We start from the raw sequence: 20,879 nt of genomic DNA, 5'->3' as shown, positions 1-20,879 counted from the left end.
GATCTTTTGATCTGCTAGTAACCCTCGGCCTTTTTATCCGCCGTCTTCAACTCCTTCATACGCTGATCGATCAACTGGCACTTGTCCGGCAAATCCGCGCTGGCCGTACCCAAATCCATTTTCTGCAACTCATCATTGATCTCCTTGGCCTTCTTCGGATTCTGCTCGGTGAGCTTGGCGACTTCCTGGGCCAATTGTTCGCGCTTGGCGGTGGCTTCCTCGGGGGTACAGGCCCAGACGGGGAGGGCGCAGGCGAGGGTGGCGGCCAGGGTGATTTTTAACAGGGTTTTCATAGGTGGGCCTCAGTTCCGGTTAAGGCGGGTTAACCGGTTGAGGGGCGAATTGGTTGAAAAGTTCAGTGACGGAAACGGGCGACCTACAGGTCGCCCGTTTTCATTTCACTTCATAGCCTGCGCTCGCAGGCGTCTACCGATGACATCCATCAAGTCGCAGCCATCTCGAAGCGGGATGGCCAATAGTTTGGAAAAGTCGGACAGCACGACGGTGTCACAGCCGATTTCTGCGCGAAAGGCGATGTTTTCCAGAACTTGAGTAACGGTGCGGATGCGGTAGTCGGCGGTCGCTTGCAGGACGTCGAAGTGGTGCTTCGGTGTCGATGAGCAGGGAGGCCGGGATCAGGTCGATTCCGGTGAGGGGCATGTATCGATTCATAGTCGGAGTCTCTTAATTGATGAGGACTCTCTGTTATCAGGTCGCCAAACCCGGTCGCCTTTTGGGCGGACGGCATGACTATAAGCTTTATCGTTCAGGCATTACAGGTCGCTGGTTCTGAACTTGGTGTAGGGCATTTGTGCCGTTGCAGTAGGATGTTTGATGCAATCCACAGAACAACACAGAGCCTTGTGGGAGCGAGCTTGCTCGCGAAAGCGGTATACCGGTCAACATCCATAGTGAATGTTAGTCAGTCATCGCGAGCAGGCTCGCTCCCACAGGTTTTTTTGTGGTTTGGGCGAAGGGGTTATTAGTCTTTCACCGCTATACACATCTCCATCTCCATCACATCCGTCTTCTCATCGTAGGAAGCCGTCACCGGGTAGCGTTCGAAGCACGGACGCTGGTCGTAGGCCAAACCGCTTTCCGGCATCCACTGACCACACAGCTCACCCCATGCAGCCGCAATCTCGCTGCCCGGGCCTTTGAAGTGGGCGACGGCGTAGCGCCCGCCTGGCAGGTGGGTGACGGCGAATGGGTAGTTGGGTTCGAAGTCGGCGGGCACTTCGACGCAGGCGTCGTAGCGGCAGTATTGCGGCGGCGTGGTGCTCGGGTCGTCGTGGCCGATGCCGTAGCGCACGCGGTTGAGCAGGTTATTTTCGATCATCCACGGGGCGACGGTTTCGCGCCAGAACGTGCCGATTTCCGGGCCGTAGGGGCCGGTGTAGCGCAGGTAGGCGACGCGGACCGGGGGCAGGGTTTTCAGGGTGACATTCATGTTGGATTCCTATGAGTGACAGCCGCTGGCCGGTACCGTGTCGTCATACTGATCGTGGTGCCGCACCCATTCCATGATTTCCTCTTCATTGCGCCCCTTGGGCGTGAGGTCGAGGTAGTTGTAGGCGCCGACCAGCAAGTCCAGGCCTCGGGCATAGGTGGAGTAGGTGTGGAAGATTTCGCCGGCGTCATTGCGATAAAACACGCTGAGGCCGGGGAGTTCTTCTTCGGCACCGTCGGATTTTTCGTAGTTGTAGGTGGCGGTCCCGGCGGTGACCTCTTCGGCTCGGGCCGAGACGCCGAAGTCGTAGTTGAAATCGCTACCTTCTGACGATACCCAATCGAACTTCCAACCCATGCGCCGTTTGAAGGGCTGGAATTCGGCGAACGGTGCATGGGAAACCGCCACCACGGCCACGTCATGGTGGGCCAGGTGCTGGTTGGCGCCGTCGATGTGGTCGGACAGGAACGAGCAACCGGAGCAGCCTTCGTCCCAGCCTTCGCCGAACATGAAGTGGTAGATGACTAATTGGCTGCGGCCGCCAAACAGGTCGGCGAGTGTCAGTTCGCCTTGGGGACCGTGGAAGCGATAGTCCTTGTCGATTTTCACCCAGGGCAGGGCACGGCGTTCGGCGCTGAGTTTGTCCCGCTCCTTGGTGAAGGCTTTTTCATGGGCCAGGTGTTGGCGGCGCGCGGCGAGCCATTCTTCGCGGGACACGACGGCATGATTCTGAATCTTCATGGTGATTTCTCCTGCGGGGGGGCTGGGAGGTGACCTACACAGACTAGTCGTTTGGCCTACGCTCAATTCGACATGCCGCCAGTCGGTACCGGTAAAGACCTCGGCTGAACGGCTGCGCCCGGCGTCGGTCACAACTTAAGGACATCTCACTTCGCTTTGGAGGTTGAATCAGGATGACGATTTATAACTGGGATCTGATGGAACGTCTGTTGCACGAAGCGCAGAACAGCGCCGGGCACAGCTTTACGCCACGCCCCTATGCCGAACAGTACGCGGCAGCGAAATCGGCGGCGGGCGAGCCGATTGAAAACCTCGATCACCTGAAAGCGGTGGCTGGCGAGTATGAAAAGTTACTGTTGGCGCGAGGTTATATCGAGCCCCGGCCGGAGGATCAGGGCGGTAATGGCTCGAACTACATTTTAACGATGCGAGGCTCGTGTTTGTTGAGCCTGCTCGACAGCAGCATTCCGGGTAATGACCATCCGCGGCAGGTGCTGGATGAGCAGGCAGATGCGCTGGATGAGGCGACGTTTGATCAAGTAGCGTCCAAAGCGCAGATTGCCTGATTTTCTGATGACAGCAAAAGATCGCAGCCTGCGGCAGCTCCTACACCAAACTCTGTAGGAGCTGCCGCAGGCTGCGATCTTTTGATCTTGATTTTATCCTTGCTGCACCGCCTTCAAACACTTCAAATCGCTGAAGTCCTTCCTCACCCCATCAATCTTCTTCAACAACCGCTGACGCTGAGTCGGCGTACTCTCAGCCATCAAATCCACTATCAATCCGCGCGCCTGAGCTTCCGTGTTGGCGTAGGCCTGACGGTAGGCCGGCGTCCATAAACTCTCGCGATTCACCAGAAGTGTCTCTATTCGCTGTGGGAATTCCGGACTCTGGCGCTGCGCTACCGCGGCACTGAACTGCTTCTGCCAATGGGCGCGGTTGGCGATCCATTGCTGATTCTGGTCACCCAACGCGTTCGACCATGACACGACCCGTTGTTGTTGGGTGGTGCTGAGCGGTCCGAGCCAGTCATTCAGCCGTTTTTCCATGCGATCGCCACGCGCCTTGATCTGTTGAGCGAGAGACGGTTTGAGGTATTCCTCCTGGCGTTTGCGCTGGTCCTTGGCGAAGGCGTCGTTCATCTCTGCGACTTGCTTGTCGTCCAGTCCCTTTAACAACTCAATGGCTGACGGGGTGATTTCCCGGGCGGTCTGGGCGATAGCCTGTTTGGCTTCTTGTGTTCGGGCTTGCAGCGCGGCGTCGGTGACCTGGTTGGTCTCGACCATGACCTGCAAGCGGTCCAGCCAGTCGAGATAGCCCGGCAGCTGCGTGGTGCAATGCCAGCTCAGGTGCTCTTTGAGGCGTTCGTCGAGCCAGCCTTTCTGCTCGCCGTTCATGTCCAGATAATCGCTGAGCGTCCAGGGAATGATCACGTCGAGGTTGCGGTAGGCCAGGCCCATACGGCTGCACGCGCTGAGGACGACGCTCAGGGTGATGAGGACGGCGAAATGCTTCAGCCAGCGCGACATGGTCGAGTCCTTGCGAAAGCGTAGGTTCTCATGTGAACGCGGGATGAACCCGGCAGTTCAGCCCATCAATAAAACGCACGTTCAGCCTTGAGTGTCACCAGACCGTCGCACTGGCTGTTATGCCCGGAGTAAGCAGAGCAGTCGCTGCCACTCAAGCTGGAATCACTGTAGATCAGGTCCAGGTCGATTCCCATGAACGGTCGCGAGAGTTGCACCGACCAATCGGTAAAACTTCCGACATATCCCCCGTCGACGGACATCGGCGCATTGAGCTGGTGTGTGGTGTATTTCAGGCTGATCCCGATGCCAAACGGTTGATTGCCGCCGAGGTCGGCGAACACGGTGCTGTTCTGTTTGTCCGGGTCGTTGCTGAAGGCTGCGCCGAAACGGCTGCCGAGCACGGTCAGGCCACCGAAAAACTCCTGGCTGTCGAGAGTGTCCACTTTCGGATAGCTGTAGCGGATCATGCCGACTTCGTAGCCAAGGGTATTATCGAAAGGTTGTTTGAAGCCCATGTAGGAATCGACTTCCAGGTTGTTTCCCGGACTCAACCCGGCGCTCGGTGACCATTGGCCCACATAGAATCCGCTGTCGTGGCTCAGGTCGAGCCCGCCGTGGAACGAGCCGGTGCTGGCAGGTTTGACCAATCCCTGAGCCATGCTGCGGCTGGGCGTGGTGCCGAGTTTGAGATCGAAGTCACCCAGTTCACGCTGAAAGATTTGCGCGTGGGCGACCGAACACGACAGCAGGGTGCCGAGCAATATAAATGAGGGTTTGAGCATGCGTCATTCCATGAGCAGCGCGCAGCAGGCACCGGAGAATCTACTGAAACGCTTGATCTAGACATGTGCAAGCATACCGGCGAATGCTCGGCATCGAAGGCCGTTCGTCGATATTTAGAATATTGATGTGTTTGGCAGAGTGTTGCGGGGGAGGGTTCCAGTCCAAGCGCTTCGAAGCTCAAAGCGCTTTGGGACCAGTTAAAGCAGGGTGTTACTTCTTGCCGAGCGTGATCTGCTTGGACGGGCCGAATGTCTGGCCGCTGACGCCTTTGGCAATTTGCTGGATTTCGCCGCCGGATTTGAGGAACGCAGCAATCTGGTTGTTGATCGATTCGCTGGTTTCAACGGCTGGAGCTGGCTTTGCTTTGCTGTTGGATGCTTTTACACGCATGGCGGCCATTAACCTGTAGAAAATTAACTTGGCCAGGCATCGTACAGGAAATACTTGACAATTGCTTGGTAAATATCCCCCTGAAATAACCGGGGCCGGTTGTTGATTATTCACCAATAATTGTTCGAATTGTCTGGCTAAGCTGCTGTTTTAAATAAGAACCTTGGCTGTGGAGAAGCGCATTCGGTTCGACCGGTGCTGGCCAATGTTGCCGGATCGGTCTGACGAGCGGCCGCGGGCTCGCGGACAAAACCCAGGAAAATTAAGGCCTTCAGAGGAATTTCTGCCGCCACCGGGCTGGCCGCCGAACACCGCCCGTAAAACCGGGTAGAATGTCGCCCACGCAATGAGGGTATTGGAAATGGCTTTAGTCGGGCGCTACAACAGTTTGCAAGTGGTTAAACACACTAACTTCGGTTTATATCTGGACGGTGGCGCAGATGGCGAAATCCTTCTGCCTAATCGTTATATTCCCAAAGATATTCCCAGCGAAGATGAAGACTGGCTCAACGTTTTTATTTATCTGGACAGCGATGACAAACTCATCGCAACTACTGAAAAGCCGAAAGTTCAAGTCGGTGAATTCGCCAGTTTGAAAGTCGTTGAAGTCAACAGCATCGGTGTATTCCTGGATTGGGGCCTGCCGAAGGATCTGTTGCTGCCGTATTCCGAAGAAAAGCGTCAGATGACCGCCGGCGAGTATTGCGTGGTGCACGTCTACCTCGACAAGCACACCCGCCGCATCACTGCGACGGCGCGTCTGGACCGCTACCTGGACAAGACTCCGGCCAATTACACCCCCGGCCAGGAAGTTGACTTGCTGGTGGCTGAAGCCACGGACATGGGCTTCAAGGCAATCATCAACAACAAGCACTGGGGCCTGATTCACAAGAACGAAATCTTCAAGTTCATGCGCGCCGGTAAAGAAGAGAAGGGCTTTATCAAAGAAGTCCGTGCCGACGGCAAAATCAGCTTGAGCCTGCAACCTGTGGGTGAAGAAGCGGCCACCAGCCTGAACTCGAAGATTCTCGCCAAGTTGCGCGAAAACAACGGCAGCCTGCCGGTCAGCGACAAGAGTGACCCGACGGTGATCAGCAGTATGTTTGGCGTCAGCAAAGGCAACTTCAAAAAAGCCATCGGTGCGTTGTACAAGAACGGCCAGATCGTCATTCATGCCGATCGCATTGAACTAAGCTGACCTCGCGTCGCCCCCGTAGGAGCTGCCGCAGGCTGCGATCTTTTGATCTTGCCCTTAAACATCAAGATCAAAAGATCGCAGCCTGCGGCAGCTCCTACACGGAATGAATTGAGGTTGGGGTATGAGTCGAGTCACTTCCATGGATTGTATTGTCGAGATGTTCCGGTGAGCGCCACCCGGCGTAACGCCGATGGGTTTGCTCTGCAAGTGATGGTTGGCTTGTGCCTGATCTGGGGCGTTCAACAGGTCATGATCAAGTGGGCGGCGCCTGACATTGCACCTGTCATGCAGGCCGCCGGGCGATCAGGTATTTCCGCATTGCTCGTAGGATTGCTGATCTGCTGGAAGGGCGGTTGGGATCAGGTCGGCCGCACCTGGCGTGGCGGATTATTGGCCGGTGCTTTATTTGGCTTGGAGTTCTTCTTCATTTCCGAAGGGTTGCAGCTCACCACGGCCGCGCACATGTCGGTGTTCCTCTACACCGCACCGATTTTCACCGCGTTGGGCGTTCATTGGTTGTTGCCCAGTGAACGTTTAAGGCCCGTCCAATGGCTGGGTATTTTCCTCGCCTTCGTCGGAATCGCCTTCGCGTTTGCCGGTGGGGTGTCCTGGGACAACCTCGATCACCGCATGTTGATGGGCGATGCATTAGGCATACTGGCCGGTGCCGCTTGGGGCGCGACCACGGTGGTGGTGCGTGCTTCGCGCCTGTCGGAAGCGCCGGTGACCCTGACGTTGTTCTATCAATTGATTGTGGGGTTCGTCGGTCTGTTGTTGATCGCGATCCTAAGTGGCCAGGTCACCCACGTCAGCCTGACCACCGTTGCGGTGGCCAGTGTCTTGTTTCAGGGGTTGGTGGTGTCGTTCTTCAGTTACCTGACCTGGTTCTGGTTGCTGCGCCGCTATCTGGCATCGAACCTGGCGGTGTTTTCATTCATGACACCCTTATTCGGTGTCACATTCGGCGTGGTGTTGCTGGGCGAAGCACTGAGCCTCAACTTCATCATCGGTGCCGTGCTGGTGCTATTAGGCATCACGTTTGTCAGCGCTGAGCAGTGGGTGCGCCGTCGTTTGCGCAAAGCCCTCGGGCAATACTGACCGGGCGCAGCGACAACCCGCCGGCGATGAGCAAACCACTGCCGGCGAACACCAACGCTGGCTGCAACCCTCCACTGAAATGGCTACTTAAGGCGGCCAGCAACGGTCCGGTGAGTTGGCCCACGGCGAAGCATGCGGTCAGCAACCCCGCGTTGCGCTGGGCGCTATGGGGCGCCAACTCCCGGGAGCGTTGCATCACCAGCTGCATGCAAGCCAGGAACGGTGTACCACACAGGATCACGCCTAACGCCAGGCCCGGCCCGCTGCCCAACAGGCAGGCGAACACGCCGGCGGCTTGCAGCCATAACGTTGCCATCAGCCAATGACGAGTGCCATTCGGGCGTGGTCGACGCAGGCTGACCAGCACCACGCCGATAGCCGATGCCAGCCCGAAGCACGGCCAGAACAGATCGGCCTGCCATTGACCATGGAACTGCGCGTTGGCCATTTGCGAGAGAAAAGTGGCCGGGATGATGTAGCCCAAACCGTATAACCCATAGATCACGCCTAAACGGGCAATGCCTTGATTGCCGGCAGTCGTGGCGCTGGGGGCGGTAGCTGCAGTCGGGGCAGATTGGGGCAGGAACGGCAGAATCCCCAGCAGCATCACCAGCCCGACGCCGGCATACACCAGCCACAAGGTGGCGGAAGTCTGACCCAGCAGGTTCGAGCCCAAGGCCAGCAGCCCTGTCAGAAAAATCCCTAAACCGGGCCCGGCAAATACCAGGGCGCCCAGCCGCGGACGACCGGCCGCTGCGGCCAGTGGTTGGCTCAATGCAGTGATCATCACCAACACCCAGGCGCTGGCCACCCCGGTCCCGAAACGCAGCAACAGATGCGACCAGAAGCCATTGGCCCAGAACGATGCCAAGGTCAGCAACACGCAGAGCCACAAACCACCCAGCAAACGCCAACGGACTTGCTCGGGGCGCCGGGAAAACATTGCGTCAACGGCACCGACGAAGTAGCCGAGGTAGTTGGCGGCAGCGATCAGGCCGGCGGCGGTCAGGTCGATCTGACCTTCGCTGAGCAGGTGCGGCAGTTGTGGCGTGAGCGCGAAACGCCCGATGCCCATGGCCATCATCAGGGCGATAAAACTGGCGAGTAATCTAATCAGAGGGGACATGGTCTGAGTTCCAGCTAAGGATCAATGACCGTCAGGCTAGGACTGATTGACTTTCTTTAAAAATGAATAATAGTGAGTAACTTGTTCTTATTTGGAGAATATCGTGGAATTCAGCCAGTTGCGGATCTTCCAGGCAGTGGCGCAGGAGGGCTCGATCACGCGTGCTGCCGAACGGTTGCATCGGGTGCCGTCGAACCTCTCGACGCGGTTGAAACAACTTGAAGAGCAGCTCGGTGTAGAACTCTTCGTTCGTGAACGTCAGCGTTTGCAGTTATCACCTGCGGGAAAAGTCCTGCTGGACTACACCGCCAAGCTATTCGCCTTGCGTGACGAAGCCAGCGCGGCTGTGCAGGGCGGGCAACCGGCTGGCGACTTCGTGCTAGGCACCATGTACAGCACGGCCGCCATTCACCTTCCAGGGCTGTTGGCGCGCTATCACCGCACCTACCCGGCGGTGAACCTGCAGGTGCAGTCCGGACCCAGCGGCGAATTGCTGGAAGGTTTGCTCTCCGGGCGGCTTGACGCGGCATTGGTGGACGGCCCGTTGGAACTGGCCGGGCTCGATGGCGTGCCATTGTGCGACGAACGGCTGGTGCTGATCAGCGAGGCCGATCACCCGCCGGTGCACAGCGCTTTGGATGTGGAGGGGCGGTCGGTGTTCACCTTTCGGCAGGGTTGTTCCTACCGGATGCGCCTGGAAGCCTGGTTTGCCCACGATCACGTGGCCATGGGGCGCGCGATGGAGATTGAGTCCTATCCGGGGATGCTCGCCTGTGTGATTGCCGGCTCGGGTGTGGCGCTGATGTCGGAGTCGATGCTCGCCAGTCTGCCGGGTCGTGAAAGCGTGGCCGTGCATCCATTGGCTGAGCCGTTTGCCAGTGCCACCACCTGGCTGATGTGGCGCAAAGGCATGGTCGGGGCCAATCTGAATGCGTGGATCGAACAGCAACAAGCGGTCTATCCCGGCGCAGGGGTTCAGACTCAGGCGATTGCTTGAACTAACGGTCAGGAATTCGGATCCATTCAGTAACAGATCATTGCGGATTTTGGCGAGCATTGAGTAGGACTTCGGACTATTATCAGTGCGAAGCGGCTACAGAATTCCGGTCGCTCGGCACTACCCAAAAGGGGGCACCATGAAAGAGAAAATCCAAAACTGGCTGCACGACCTGGGTGTCGCACTCGGTTTGATCGAACCGCCTCTGCAACCTGTGCCTATTCGCACTGACGACGAACAACGCCGACGCCAGCAGCGCCGCCGGTAACGCGTCAACGCCCAAAAGATCGCAGCCTTCGGCAGCTCCTGCAGGGAGTTGTGCAAATGCTGCGATTGCGGGTGCACTGTAGGAGCTGCCGCAGGCTGCGATCTTGGCGGTTAATGACGTCCAATCTCCAGCAAAAACCGGCTCAGGTCATTCGCCGTCCTGGCGGTCTTGAGCATCCGGTCTTCCTCCGCCGTAAACGCCGTCAACCCTAGCTCATCCTCCAGATGGAAGATCAGCTCTTCGATATCTTCTTTATCCAATCCCAACTGCGCGAGGCTCGCGTTGTCGTCGAAGTCATCCTGACTTTCCAGCAGGCGGCTGATAAAGCGATGCACGGCGGCACGAACGGCAGCTCTTTTCATGGATGTTCTTCGAGGGCGTTATTGTTGTTGTCCCTGCGCCTGAGTACAGCAGGCTTCAGCCGTGCTGGCGCTGCCACTGGTCAATCATCGTGCGCAAATGCTCCCCGGAAAAGCTCCCGAAATGCCCGCCATGCACCGTGCGGATCGGCAGCGCGCGCAAACGTTGCAGGCTGCGGGCGTAATCGTCGAGGTTGGAGTGGTAGGCGTCTTCAATCAGCGGTCCGTCGTAAATGATGTCGCCGCTGAACAGGGTCTCGGTGGCCGCTTCGTACAGGCTGATGCCGCCCGGTGAATGCCCCGGTGTGTGCAGTACTTGCAGGACACGGTTACCCAGGTCCAGCACATCGCCTTCTTCAATCATCCCGGTGGCCGGTGCAGCTTTCACCCGATATTCGGCGTAGCACAACGGGCAGTCAGGATGTGCCTCGAACATCTCGTCGCCGACAAACGCTGTGGACAAGGTGTTCTCGCCATCCGGTGCCGCAAGGATCTGCGCTTCGGCCGGATGCACCAGGCGCTCAGGAAACTCATGATGCCCGGCGATGTGGTCGAAATGGCAATGACTGGCCACCGCCACCAGCGGCCGCTCGGTGATCCACGGCAGTTGCTCGCGCAGGCTCACCAGCCCTGAACCGCTGTCCAGCAGCAGATCTTTGTCGCGGCCCTGAATGTGCCAAAGATTGCAGCGATAGAAAGGACGGATGTAAGGCTCGTGAATCAAGCGAATTCCGTCGCTGAGTTGTTTCACCTCAAACCACTGATCGCGGCTGACGATTTTCATAAACAGTTTCCTTCAGGCGAAAAAAAACGGGTGTGGCAACCGACGCCACACCCGCCGAAGAAAGCATCAAGTCGTTATATTCAGCTTAGGCGGCGCTCGCCACCATCGCTGGGCGGCGGGACATCAGGCTGACCAGCACGAAGCTCACCAGGCCTACGCCGAGGCTGTAGTAGATCGGGGTGTTGGCATCCAGACCATCCTTGAACATGAACACCAGCGCCGTGGCAAAGCCCATGCCCATGCTGGCGATAGCACCGGCGGTGGTTGCGCGTTTCCAGAAAATGGCACCGATCAGCGGGATCAGCATGCCGCCCACTAGCAGGTTGTAGGCCAGGGTCAGGGCGCTGATGACGTCATTCACGACCAGAGCGATGCCCAGTACGACGATGCCGGTCAACAGGGTGAACAGGCGGTTCATGCCCAGGCTCGACTGTTTACCGCCACGCAGTTTCGGCAGCAGGTCTTCGGTCAGGGTGGTAGCAGCGGCGAGCAGGCCGGCGCTGGCGGTGGACATCATGGCTGCCAGGGCAGCAGCGATCACCAGACCACGGATACCGTCAGGCAGGGACAGTTTGACGATGGCGGCGAAGGCGTTGTTGACGTTGTCCAGGTCCGGGATCAGCACATGAGCGGCCATGCCGATCAGGGCGCAGGCCAGGCCGTAAACGATGCAGTAGAAGCCTGCGAATGTACCGGCGACCTGAGCAACCTTGGCGCTCTTGACGGTGAACACGCGCTGCCAGATGTCCTGGCCGATCAGGATCCCGAAAAAGTAGATCATGAAGTAGGTGATGATGGTGTCCCAGCCAATCGTGGTGAAGCTGAAGGCGGTGGCCGGCAATTTCAACACCAACTGATCCCAGCCACCAACGCGGTACAGGCAGATTGGCAACAGGATGAACATCAGGCCCACGGTCTTGATCACGAACTGGACGATGTCGGTCAGGGTCAGGGACCACATGCCGCCGATCGCCGAGTAGATCACCACCACGCCACCGCCGAGCAATACCGACAGCCAGAACGGCAGGCCGAACAGCACTTGCAGCACGGTGCCAATGGCCAGGATCGAGACCACGCCGATCATCAGCGCATAGGCCAGCATGATCACCGCGCTCGCGGAGCGGGCCATCGGGTTGTAGCGTTTTTCCAGGACCTGGGTAACGGTGTAGATCTTCAGTTTCAGCAGCGGTTTGGCGAGGAACAGGTTCAGCGCCACGATCCCGCAACCGAGGGCCGCGCAGAGCCAGAAACCGGAGATGCCATGGACGTAGCCCAAGCGTACGGTGCCGACGGTGGACGCGCCGCCCAGAACGGTGGCGGCCATGGTGCCCATGTACAGGCTCGGGCCGAGGTTACGACCGGCGACCAAAAAGTCTTCGTTGGTCTTGGCCTTGCGCATGCCGTAGTAGCCGAGCATCAGCATCGCGGCTGCGTAGATGAGTACGACGAATAAATCCAATGCCATGATGGCGTGTCTCCGATTGTCTTTTTTATACTGAAACAAAGGTGTTTCTGTAGGGTGGTTTACTGTGGGAGCGAGCCTGCTCGCGAAGGCGTTCTGTCGGTCACATCTCTATTGGATGTGCCGCAGTCTTCGCGAGCAGGCTCACTCTCACAGGTGGATCAGTGTCAGGCGGGCTGACGTAGTTCAGGCTTTGCCGTGGTGTGGGCGCCGAGACTGCGAACATCCTCCGGACCAAACACTTCCCGCGATTCCGGAAACAGGCTCAGCAGCGCCAGGTACACCAGCGAGGCCAGGCCCAGGGTGACCGGCAGGCTGATGTCGATGCCACCCGCCAGATCGCCCAGTGGTCCAACGAACTGCCCCGGCAGGTTCACAAAGCACAAACCCACGGCGGCACTCGGGATCCAGGCACCCAGACCACGCCAGTTCCAGCCGTGGGTGAACCAGTAACGGCCACCTTTCTCGCCGCGGGTGAACACTTGCAGGTCATCCGGGCAGTAGAAGCCGCGACGTACCAGCAGGCCGATGATCATGATCACCATCCACGGGGTGGTGCAGGTGATGATCAGTACGGCGAAGGTCGACACGCTCTGCACCAGGTTCGCCGCGAAGCGCCCGATGAAGATGAAGGCAATCGACATCACGCCGATCAGCAGCGTTGCCTTGACCCGCGACAGCACGCGAGGGAACACGCTGGACATGTCCAGCCCGGTGCCATAGAGCGAGGTGGTGCCAGTGGACATGCCGCCGATCACCGCGATCATGCACACCGGCAGGAAGAACCAGCTCGGCGAGACCGCCAGCAGGCCGCCCACATAGTTGTTGGCCGCGATGTAGTCGGGTGCCTTGATCGCTACGATCGTGGCAGTGGCGAGGCCGAACAGGAACGGGATGAAGGTTGCGATCTGAGAGATCACCACCGCGGCCATGATCCGGCGTTTGGAGGTGTCACGCGGGATGTAACGCGACCAGTCACCGAGGAACGCACCGAAAGAAATCGGGTTACTCATCGCGACCAGTGCCGCGCCGATGAAGGCGGCCCAGAAACCGGGTTGCCCCATGCTGACGGTGCCGGCGTAGTTCACATCGAAAGGACCGGCGAAGGCGAAGATACCCAGCAGGAACAGCAGGCTGGCGCTCCACACTGCGATCTTGTTGACCCACAGCAGAAAGCGGAAACCATAGATGCAAACGGTCAGTACCAGGATCGCGAACAGACCGTAGGCCAGGCCCAGGGTCAGGTCGGTTTCCGGAAGACCGATCAGGCGTTTGGCACCCCCGATCAGCGCATCACCCGAACTCCACACCGAGAGCGAGAAGAAGGCGATAGCGGTCAACAGCGACAGAAACGAACCGACGATCCGTCCGTGCACGCCGAAGTGCGCACCGGAAGACACGGCGTTATTGGTGCCATTGATCGGGCCGAACAAGCCCATTGGCGCGAGGATCAACGAACCCAGCAGTACACCGAGCACAATCGCCCATACGCCGGCCTGAAAAGACAGGCCGAACAGAACCGGGAAGCTGCCGAGCACGGCAGTGGCAAAGGTGTTGGAACCACCGAAGATCATCCGGAACAAATCCGTCGGGCCCGCGGTACGTTCGCTGTCCGGGATCTGCTCGACCCCGTAGGTTTCAATTTGCGTAAGGCTTTGGTCGTTGTTGTTGTTATTCATGATCAGCTCCGATCATAAAGGCGCGCTCATCGTGCGTGAGCGTCACCTGTTTGGGCTAAGGGGTTGGCAGCCCTTCCGGCATGGCGGACAAATGTTCGTGGCAGGCCAGCCATAGGCCTTGTTGTTCGTGGCCAGACGCTTGTTTTCTGAAAACAATCGTCTCGCGCTCCTGGCTGAAGTGTTGCTCCCCTTGCATGCGCAGCTCGGTGGCTACGTCATGAATGAAAATCGCCACGTCACCCTGCAGGCTGACGAAGGCGTTGCTTGATGTGCACGAAAGCACTTCGAAGCCATCCTCCGAACGCCAGGTGTCCCACAACGCCTGATAGGCATCGCGCGACAGCAGGGGTTGTTCGAGGGTGTAGAACACGAAGCTCGCATCGGCGCTGAAGGCGCCGAAGTAGGCTTCGCGATCGTTACGGGCGAAGGCTGCCACCAGATCGGCGGCAGCTTGCAGTACCTGATCACGTTCGTGCATGGCGGATCCTTAGCGGTGGACCACGCCAGGCAGTACGCAGAGCATTTCATACAGCAGGTTGGCGGCCAGCAGCGAGGTGTTGCCGGTGGTGTCGTAAGCGGGCGAGACTTCTACCAGATCGCAGCCGACCAGGTCGAGGCCTTGGCAGCCGCGAACGATTTCAATCGCCTGAATGGTCGTCAGACCGCCGATTTCCGGGGTGCCGGTGCCTGGCGCCCAGGCAGGGTCGATGCCGTCGATGTCGAAACTCAGGTACACCGGACCGCCACCGACTTTCTCGCGAACTTCAGCCATCAATGGAGCCAGGGATTTGTGCCAGCACTCTTCGGCCTGAACCACACGGAAACCCTGATTGCGGCTCCAGTTGAAGTCGTCAGCGGTGTAGCCCTGGGCGCGCAGACCGATTTGCACAACGCGGTCCGGGTCCAGAAGACCTTCTTCGACAGCGCGACGGAACGTGGTGCCGTGGGCGATTTTCTCGCCGAACATGTGATCGTTCACATCAGCGTGAGCATCGATGTGCACCAGGCCGACCTTGCCGTGCTTCTTATGAATGGCACGCAGGATTGGCAGGGTGATGGTGTGGTCGCCGCCCAAAGTAAGCGGGATCACATCGTGGTCGAGGATCTTGTCGTAGGATTCTTCGATGATCCGTACGGCATCCAGCAGGTTGAACGTGTTGATCGCCACGTCGCCGATGTCGGCAACCGACAGCGAGTCGAACGGGGCGGCGCCGGTGGCCATGTTGTACGGGCGAATCATCACGGATTCAGCGCGGATTTCACGAGGCCCGAAACGGGTGCCCGGACGCAGCGAGGTGCCGATGTCGAGCGGAACGCCAATAAAGGCAGCATCCAGGCCGGCAGCGGTTGGCAAATGGGGGAGTCGCATCATGGTGGCGATGCCGCCGAAGCGCGGCATTTCATTGCCGCCCAGTGGTTGGTGAAGAATCTTGTCCACAGGTAGGGCCTCATCGTCGTTGTTTTATTTGTGTCGGTTACACCGGTCGGAGAGACACGGGTACCGTTGACGCCGATTCTGCGAAATGTAGTGGCCGGGAAGAATCGCTACGGGCAAATACTTAGTTCAGATTTTTCTAAACTAATGGCGAGGACGGAGATAGACTCTTCCAGTATTCGCAGGATATCTGTGGCGAGGGGATTTATCCCCGTTCGGCTGCGCAGCAGTCGTAATCCATTACCCGCGCTGTGTCCGATACAGCACATTTGAGGCTTAGGGGGCGGCTTCGCCACCCAACGGGGATAAATCCCCTCGCCACAGGACTGAAATTCGACTGGTGTTTGGAGACCCCAATGGCCAACGCTTTACCCGACCTGAAACTATTGCGCATCTTCGTCAGCGTAGTTCGCCATCAGGGGTTCGCCAGCGCCCAGCAAGAGCTCAACCTCTCGACCTCGGCGATCAGCACCTACATGAGCCAGCTCGAAGCCGCCCTCGGCCTGGTGCTCTGTCATCGTGGCCGGGGCGGTTTCAGCCTGACCAGCAAGGGCGAGTTGTTCCATCAGGAGACCTTGCGCCTGTTGGGTGAGCTCGAAGGCTTCGAGCAATACGCCGCCGCCCTCAAGGGCGAGTTACGCGGCACGCTGAACCTGGGCGTGATCGACTCCACCGTCAGCGACAAGGCCCTGCCGTTCGCCGAGGCCATCGGTGCCTACAGCCAGGAGCACCCGGCCGTGCATTTGCACTTGTCGGTCATGAGCCCTTACGAACTGCAACTCGGCGTGCAGGACAATCGCCTCGACCTGGCCATCGGGGCGTTTTCCACACGCATGAGCGGTCTGGTCTACATGCCGCTGTACCGCGAACAACACTGGCTGTATTGCAGCAGTCGCCATCCGTTGTTCACCGAGCGGCGCATTCCCGAGCAAGTCATCACCCAGCAGCGCATGGTGGGCCGTGGTTACTGGAGTCAGGCCGAACTGGCACGGCACGGTTTCAAGCACAGCGCCGCGACGGTGGAAAGTATGGAGGCGCAGTTGATTCTGGTGCTATCCGGTGCCTACATCGGTTACCTGCCGGAGCACTACGCTCAAGCCTGGGCGGACAAGGGCGATTTGCGGGTGCTACTGCCGGCGACCTTCGGTTATCAAGCGCCGTTTTCGATGATCGTGCGCCGTGGCCGCAGTCGCGAACCGCTGATCCAGACCTTCCGCGACCTGCTTAAAGCACAACTGAATCAGGCGGCTTAAAGGAAAAGGAAGCGATGTCCCGAATTCAATGTTCCCGGTGTCTGCGCCCGCAATCCCATTGCCTGTGCCCACTGATACCGAGCCTCGACAGTCGCACCCGGGTGTTGTTGTTGCAGCATCCGAGCGAAGTGAGCCATGCGCTGAACACCGCGCGGTTGGCGGTCTTGGGGTTGAAAAATGCCGAGTTGGTGGTTGGCGAAGTGTTCGAGGAGCTGCCGGCGCTGTTGAATCAGCCGGGCTATCAGGCGCGGCTGTTGTTTCCGGCCGATGAGGCGCTCCCGTTGCAGGTCTATGCCGCCACCGATGAGCCCTTGCTGCTGGTGGTTCCGGACGGCACCTGGCGCAAGGCGCGCAAAATGCTGCACCTTAATCCGCTGCTGGCAGCGTTGCCCAGAGTGACGCTGGCCGAGGGCGCGGTGTCGCGTTATCGATTGCGTAAGGCGCCCGGACCGGGTGCGTTGTCGACGGTGGAAGCGATTGTTCAGGCGTTGGAGACGCTGGAAGAACCAACGACCTTTGAGCCGTTGCTAAAACCCTTCGAGGCGTTGATCGAAGGGCAGATTGCGGCGATGGGGGAGGAGATCTACCAGCGTAATCATGGGCCGAAATGATCGTTGCCTGTCACGGACCCTTCGCGAGCAAGCCCGCTCCCACATTTGATCGCCATTCTCCTGGAGTAACTCGGTCGAATGTGGGAGCGGGCTTGCTCGCGAAAGCGGTGGAACAATCAAAGCCAACTCCAGACAGAAACTACCTTTCGCGCATCGCCTCGGTCCGGGCTTTCAGCACCGGTTTCAACAGGTAATCCAACACACTTTTTTCGCCTGTGATGATATCTACGGTCGCCACCATCCCTGGAATGATCAGCAACGGTTTCACATCACCGCCCAAGTGATTTTTATCAGTGCGAACCTGAATCAGGTAAAAGCTGTTGCCCTTGTCGTCGGTAATCGTGTCCGCCCCAATCAACTCAAGCTTGGCACTCAACCCGCCATAAATCGTGTAGTCGTAAGCACTGAACTTGACCATCGCTTTCTGCCCCGGATGCAAGAACGCCACATCCTGTGGCCGCACCTTGGCCTCGATCAGCAAATTGTCTTCCAGGGGCACGATTTCCACCATGTCGCTGCCTGGTTGAACCACGCCGCCGATGGTGTTGACCTTGAGCACCTTGATAATGCCGTGCACTGGCGAGACCACCGTGGTGCGAGTCACGCGGTCGTCGATGGCGATGCTCGATGCGGTGATTTTCGACAGGTCGGTGCGTTTCTCGTTCAGCTCTTTCGCCGCGTCCGAGCGGAAGGATTGTTCGGACTCGTCAATCTTGCTTTTGATCTCGTTGATCGCTGATTCCGCCCGGGGAATCGCCAGCGTCGTGGCGTTCAACGAGCCGCGAATCTCCACGGCACTGCGCTTGAGTCGCAGGATTTCCACCGGTGAAACGGCCCCGGTGCCCACCAGCGGCGCGGACATGTTCATCTCCTGCTGCAATAACGCCAGGCTGGAACTGAATTGACCTTGTTTGGAACGGAACTCTGCCAGTTCCTGGGTTTTTTGCCGAAGTTGTTCACTCAGTGTGCGCTGCTCACTGGCGAGTCGACGCTGCCGTTGCTCGTACAGCGAGCGTTCGTCTTCAGCCACTTGCGGGGCTTTGGCGATGACTTCAGTCGAGAGGTTGAAGGGGCGCCCCTCTGCCTCGGCCGACAAGCGTTCGACCTGCGCCGTCAGCGCATAACGATCTGCCTCGCTTTCGCCCTTGTTCGACAGGAAACGCGTGTCATCCAGGCGCAGCAACGTATCGCCCTTGTTCACCATTTGCCCTTCGCGCACGAAGATTTCGGTGACAATGCCGCCCTCCAGGTTCTGGATCACCTGAACCTTGCTCGACGGAATCGCCTTGCCTTCACCCATGGTGACTTCCTGCAGCACGGCGAACTTGGCCCAGACCAACGCGCTGATAATCAGCCCGGCAGCGAGCCACACGGTGATCCGCGACCAGCGCGGGGAATCCTGCAACGCCGCACCGGCGGTTTCCGGCATGAACTCGCTTTCGGCGCTTTTGCTGAAACTGCCGAAATAGCCCCGTTGCTTCGAATTAGACTGCGACGCGTCGGATGATGAACGGGCCATGGGTAGCTCCTAGACAGCCGCAGAGCCGACCCGGCCCTTGCGCAATGCATCGATGACCGCTTCTTTTGGACCGTCGGCGACGATCCGTCCATTGTCCAGCACCACCAGCCGATCCACCAGGCTGAGCATCGACGTACGGTGAGTGACCAGCAGCACGGTTTTGCCCTGGACCCAGCTCTGGAGTTTTTGCCGCAGAACGTCTTCGCTGCTGTTGTCCATGGCGCTGGTCGGTTCGTCGAGCAGCAGGATGGGCGGGTCCAGCAACAAGGCCCGGGCCAGCAATACGGCCTGACGTTGACCGCCGGAGAGCAATTGTCCGCGCTCACCGACGGGCCGATCAAAACCTTGCGGGTGTTGACGGGCCAGCTCGGTGACACCGGTCAGTTCCGCCACTTCGAGCATCCGCGAATCGCTGATGTAGCGTGCGCCGAGGGTCAGGTTGTCGCGCAGGCTACCGGCCAGCAGTGGCAGGTCGTGGGCGACGTAACCGATCTGCTGGCGCAGGTCGGCGACATCGAGCTGGCGCAGGTCCAGGCCATCGAGCAACAGCTGACCTTCTTCCGGTGCATAGAAACCCATCACCAGTCGCGCCAAGGTGCTTTTGCCCGAGCCGCTGCGACCGATAATGCCGATCCGTTCGCCGGGTTTTACGCTGAAGCTGACATTGGCCAGCGCCGGCGCGCTCTGGCCGTTGTAGTGGAAAGTCACGCCGCTGACGTCCAGCGCGCCTTGCAGTTGTGTACGCTCCAGTGGCCGTTGTCTGGCGTCGCGCTCTTGCGGCAACCCCATCAAGGCATCGGTGCTTTTCATGGTCAGTTGCGCTTGCTGATAGCGGGTGATCAGCCCGGCAATCTGCCCCAACGGCGCGAGCACGCGGCTGCCGAGCATGTAAGTCGCCACCAGGGCACCGACGCTGAGATTACCGGCGATGATGCTGTAGACCCCGGCAACAATGGTCGCCATGCCCGAAAATTGCTGAATGAATAGCGTGCCGTTGGTGGCCAGCGCCGAGAGGTTGCGCGCGTGGCTGTCGAGGCGGGTGAGCGCGCCGTGGGTGCTCTCCCATTTGTGCTGACGTTCGCTTTCAGCGCTGCACGCCTTGAGGGTTTCCAGGCCACCGAGGGTTTCGATCAGCAGGGCCTGGCGTTCGGCACCGAGGCTGAGGCTTTTCTGCACGGTGTCGCGCAGGCGAACCTGAATCACCATCGCAAAGATAATCGTAATCGGAAACGCCAACAGCGGAATCACCACCAGCCATCCGCCGAGCAGACCGATCACCACCAGCATCAGTACGGCGAAGGGCAGGTCGATCAGGCTGGTGAGGGTCACGGCGGTGAGGAATTCGCGCAGGCCCTGGAAGTCGTGAATGCTCTGGGCAAAACCGCCGATGGTTGCCGGCCGTGCTTTCATGGCCATGCCGGTGATGCGTTCGAACAACGTCGCGGAAAGGATGACATCGGTCTTCTTCCCGGCAGTGTCCAGCAAGTGCGCGCGGACGACCCGCAGCGCCAGTTCGAACCCGGTGCCAATCAGCAAGCCGATGGACAACACCCACAAGGTCGATGTGGCCTGGTTCGGCACCACCCGGTCGTAGGTCTGCATCACGAACAGCGGCACCATCAACCCCAGCAGGTTGATCAAAAAACTCGCCAGGATCGCATCGCCATACAGCCATTTCGACAGCTTCAGGGTGTCGCGAAACCAGGCCTCTACACGGGGCACCAGCGGCGAGCGCAAGTCTTCGAGCTCGTGGCGCGGCCGGGCGAACAAGGCCTGGCCGCTGTAGCTTTCGGCCAACTCTGCACGGCTGACCCATTGTTCGCCGCCATCGGCTTCGCTGGGCAGAATCAGCAACTGGTCGTCATCGCCAAAACGTCGCAGCACGGCGGTTCGACCGTTGTTGAGGATCAGCAACACGGGCAGGTTGAGGGCGGAAATGTCCGTCAGCTCACGGCGCAGCAATCGCGCCTGCAAGTTGGCACGGGCCGCTGCGCGCGGCAACAGGTCCAGGCTCAAACGTTGTTTGTTCAGGGGCAGGCCGGCACTCAGGCTGGCACGACTGACCGTCGCGCCGTGGAGTTTGCAGAGAATCAACAGACCGTCCAGAAGCGGGTCATCGAAGCTCAGGCGCGGATCAACACCGATGTTGCCGGTTTCCATGCTGGTCACATTGGTCGCTCCCGTTGCGCTGCGGCAA

22 protein-coding genes and 1 pseudogene are annotated in these 20,879 nt (G+C 59.0%); 7 read left to right on the top strand and 16 right to left on the bottom strand.

The window, feature by feature from the left end:
* Positions 1 to 14: 14 nt before the first annotated feature.
* The 4 genes and pseudogenes from JFU37_RS22845 to JFU37_RS22830 all read right to left on the bottom strand — a co-directional run bounded on the left by JFU37_RS22845 (position 15) and on the right by JFU37_RS22830 (position 2,191).
* Positions 15 to 293: a hypothetical protein gene (locus JFU37_RS22845; RefSeq protein WP_201119098.1), complete on the bottom strand. Its 279-nt coding sequence runs from the start codon at positions 291 to 293 to the stop codon at positions 15 to 17.
* A gap of 105 nt (positions 294 to 398) precedes the next feature.
* Positions 399 to 672, bottom strand: a pseudogene (locus tag JFU37_RS22840) (hypothetical protein).
* A gap of 310 nt (positions 673 to 982) precedes the next feature.
* Positions 983 to 1,450 (bottom strand): AraC family transcriptional regulator, encoded by a 468-nt coding sequence (locus tag JFU37_RS22835; protein WP_201119096.1) that lies wholly within the window; start codon positions 1,448 to 1,450, stop codon positions 983 to 985.
* Positions 1,451 to 1,459: 9 nt separating this feature from the next.
* Positions 1,460 to 2,191 (bottom strand): DUF899 domain-containing protein, encoded by a 732-nt coding sequence (locus JFU37_RS22830; protein WP_201119094.1) that lies wholly within the window; start codon positions 2,189 to 2,191, stop codon positions 1,460 to 1,462.
* Between the two features lie 173 nt (positions 2,192 to 2,364).
* Between JFU37_RS22830 and JFU37_RS22825 the strand changes: the two genes are divergently transcribed.
* On the top strand, positions 2,365 to 2,757 hold the full coding sequence (locus JFU37_RS22825) for a transcriptional regulator (RefSeq protein WP_201119092.1): 393 nt from the start codon (positions 2,365 to 2,367) through the stop codon (positions 2,755 to 2,757).
* A gap of 93 nt (positions 2,758 to 2,850) precedes the next feature.
* Here the strand turns inward: JFU37_RS22825 and JFU37_RS22820 are convergent, their stop codons facing one another.
* The 3 genes from JFU37_RS22820 to JFU37_RS22810 form a co-directional block, all read right to left on the bottom strand.
* A complete protein-coding gene (locus JFU37_RS22820; protein ID WP_201119090.1) occupies positions 2,851 to 3,720 on the bottom strand; it encodes a DUF6279 family lipoprotein in 870 nt (289 codons plus the stop codon).
* Between the two features lie 65 nt (positions 3,721 to 3,785).
* Positions 3,786 to 4,502 (bottom strand): TorF family putative porin, encoded by a 717-nt coding sequence (locus JFU37_RS22815; RefSeq protein WP_201119087.1) that lies wholly within the window; start codon positions 4,500 to 4,502, stop codon positions 3,786 to 3,788.
* A gap of 211 nt (positions 4,503 to 4,713) precedes the next feature.
* Positions 4,714 to 4,902 (bottom strand): hypothetical protein, encoded by a 189-nt coding sequence (locus JFU37_RS22810; protein WP_017337097.1) that lies wholly within the window; start codon positions 4,900 to 4,902, stop codon positions 4,714 to 4,716.
* A 352-nt stretch (positions 4,903 to 5,254) separates the two neighbouring features.
* On the opposite strand from JFU37_RS22810, the gene JFU37_RS22805 reads away from it, so the two are divergent.
* Entirely contained in the window at positions 5,255 to 6,091 is an 837-nt protein-coding gene (locus JFU37_RS22805) for a CvfB family protein (protein ID WP_157710135.1), read from the top strand.
* Between the two features lie 165 nt (positions 6,092 to 6,256).
* Positions 6,257 to 7,189 (top strand): EamA family transporter, encoded by a 933-nt coding sequence (locus tag JFU37_RS22800; protein WP_201119085.1) that lies wholly within the window; start codon positions 6,257 to 6,259, stop codon positions 7,187 to 7,189.
* On the opposite strand, the gene JFU37_RS22795 is transcribed toward JFU37_RS22800, so the two are convergent.
* A complete protein-coding gene (locus tag JFU37_RS22795) occupies positions 7,134 to 8,315 on the bottom strand; it encodes an MFS transporter (RefSeq protein ID WP_201119083.1) in 1,182 nt (393 codons plus the stop codon). The genes JFU37_RS22800 and JFU37_RS22795 overlap by 56 nt on opposite strands.
* A gap of 103 nt (positions 8,316 to 8,418) precedes the next feature.
* Here JFU37_RS22795 and ptrR point away from each other — a divergent pair, with 103 nt between their 5' ends.
* Both ptrR and JFU37_RS31050 read left to right on the top strand, forming a co-directional pair.
* A complete protein-coding gene (gene ptrR / locus JFU37_RS22790) occupies positions 8,419 to 9,312 on the top strand; it encodes a putrescine utilization regulator PtrR (protein ID WP_201119081.1) in 894 nt (297 codons plus the stop codon).
* A gap of 139 nt (positions 9,313 to 9,451) precedes the next feature.
* Entirely contained in the window at positions 9,452 to 9,580 is a 129-nt protein-coding gene (locus tag JFU37_RS31050) for a PA1414 family protein (RefSeq protein ID WP_007914492.1), read from the top strand.
* A gap of 110 nt (positions 9,581 to 9,690) precedes the next feature.
* Here JFU37_RS31050 and JFU37_RS22785 read toward each other — a convergent pair whose 3' ends face one another.
* From JFU37_RS22785 to speB, 6 genes are all read right to left on the bottom strand, one after another.
* The gene (locus JFU37_RS22785) at positions 9,691 to 9,942 is read right to left on the bottom strand and encodes an acyl carrier protein (protein ID WP_201119079.1); all 252 of its coding nucleotides are present in this window, start codon (positions 9,940 to 9,942) and stop codon (positions 9,691 to 9,693) included.
* Positions 9,943 to 9,997: 55 nt separating this feature from the next.
* On the bottom strand, positions 9,998 to 10,723 hold the full coding sequence (locus tag JFU37_RS22780) for an MBL fold metallo-hydrolase (protein ID WP_201119077.1): 726 nt from the start codon (positions 10,721 to 10,723) through the stop codon (positions 9,998 to 10,000).
* A gap of 85 nt (positions 10,724 to 10,808) precedes the next feature.
* Entirely contained in the window at positions 10,809 to 12,188 is a 1,380-nt protein-coding gene (locus JFU37_RS22775) for a sodium:solute symporter (protein ID WP_201119074.1), read from the bottom strand.
* Positions 12,189 to 12,352: 164 nt separating this feature from the next.
* Positions 12,353 to 13,864, bottom strand: coding sequence for a purine-cytosine permease family protein (locus JFU37_RS22770; RefSeq protein WP_201119072.1), 1,512 nt, complete (start codon positions 13,862 to 13,864; stop codon positions 12,353 to 12,355).
* Positions 13,865 to 13,919: 55 nt separating this feature from the next.
* Positions 13,920 to 14,342 (bottom strand): YybH family protein, encoded by a 423-nt coding sequence (locus tag JFU37_RS22765; RefSeq protein WP_201119070.1) that lies wholly within the window; start codon positions 14,340 to 14,342, stop codon positions 13,920 to 13,922.
* Between the two features lie 9 nt (positions 14,343 to 14,351).
* Entirely contained in the window at positions 14,352 to 15,302 is a 951-nt protein-coding gene (gene speB, locus JFU37_RS22760) for an agmatinase (RefSeq protein ID WP_201119068.1), read from the bottom strand.
* A gap of 353 nt (positions 15,303 to 15,655) precedes the next feature.
* Here speB and JFU37_RS22755 point away from each other — a divergent pair, with 353 nt between their 5' ends.
* Both JFU37_RS22755 and JFU37_RS22750 read left to right on the top strand, forming a co-directional pair.
* Entirely contained in the window at positions 15,656 to 16,552 is an 897-nt protein-coding gene (locus JFU37_RS22755) for a LysR family transcriptional regulator (RefSeq protein WP_201119066.1), read from the top strand.
* 14 nt (positions 16,553 to 16,566) lie between these two features.
* Positions 16,567 to 17,163 (top strand): tRNA-uridine aminocarboxypropyltransferase, encoded by a 597-nt coding sequence (locus JFU37_RS22750; RefSeq protein WP_201119063.1) that lies wholly within the window; start codon positions 16,567 to 16,569, stop codon positions 17,161 to 17,163.
* Positions 17,164 to 17,302: 139 nt separating this feature from the next.
* Here the strand turns inward: JFU37_RS22750 and JFU37_RS22745 are convergent, their stop codons facing one another.
* Together JFU37_RS22745 and JFU37_RS22740 are read right to left on the bottom strand one after the other, a co-directional pair.
* Positions 17,303 to 18,682 carry an HlyD family type I secretion periplasmic adaptor subunit gene (locus JFU37_RS22745; protein WP_201119062.1) on the bottom strand — a complete coding sequence of 460 codons (1,380 nt, stop codon included), beginning with the start codon at positions 18,680 to 18,682 and terminating at the stop codon, positions 17,303 to 17,305.
* Positions 18,683 to 18,691: 9 nt separating this feature from the next.
* Positions 18,692 to 20,851 carry a type I secretion system permease/ATPase gene (locus JFU37_RS22740; protein WP_201119059.1) on the bottom strand — a complete coding sequence of 720 codons (2,160 nt, stop codon included), beginning with the start codon at positions 20,849 to 20,851 and terminating at the stop codon, positions 18,692 to 18,694.
* Positions 20,852 to 20,879 lie beyond the last annotated feature (28 nt).

It is taken from the genome of Pseudomonas sp. TH41 (assembly GCF_016650695.1).
GTDB lineage: Bacteria > Pseudomonadota > Gammaproteobacteria > Pseudomonadales > Pseudomonadaceae > Aquipseudomonas.
The sequence above is the reverse complement of the archived record's forward strand: the minus strand, read 5'-3'. Positions and strand labels throughout refer to the sequence as shown.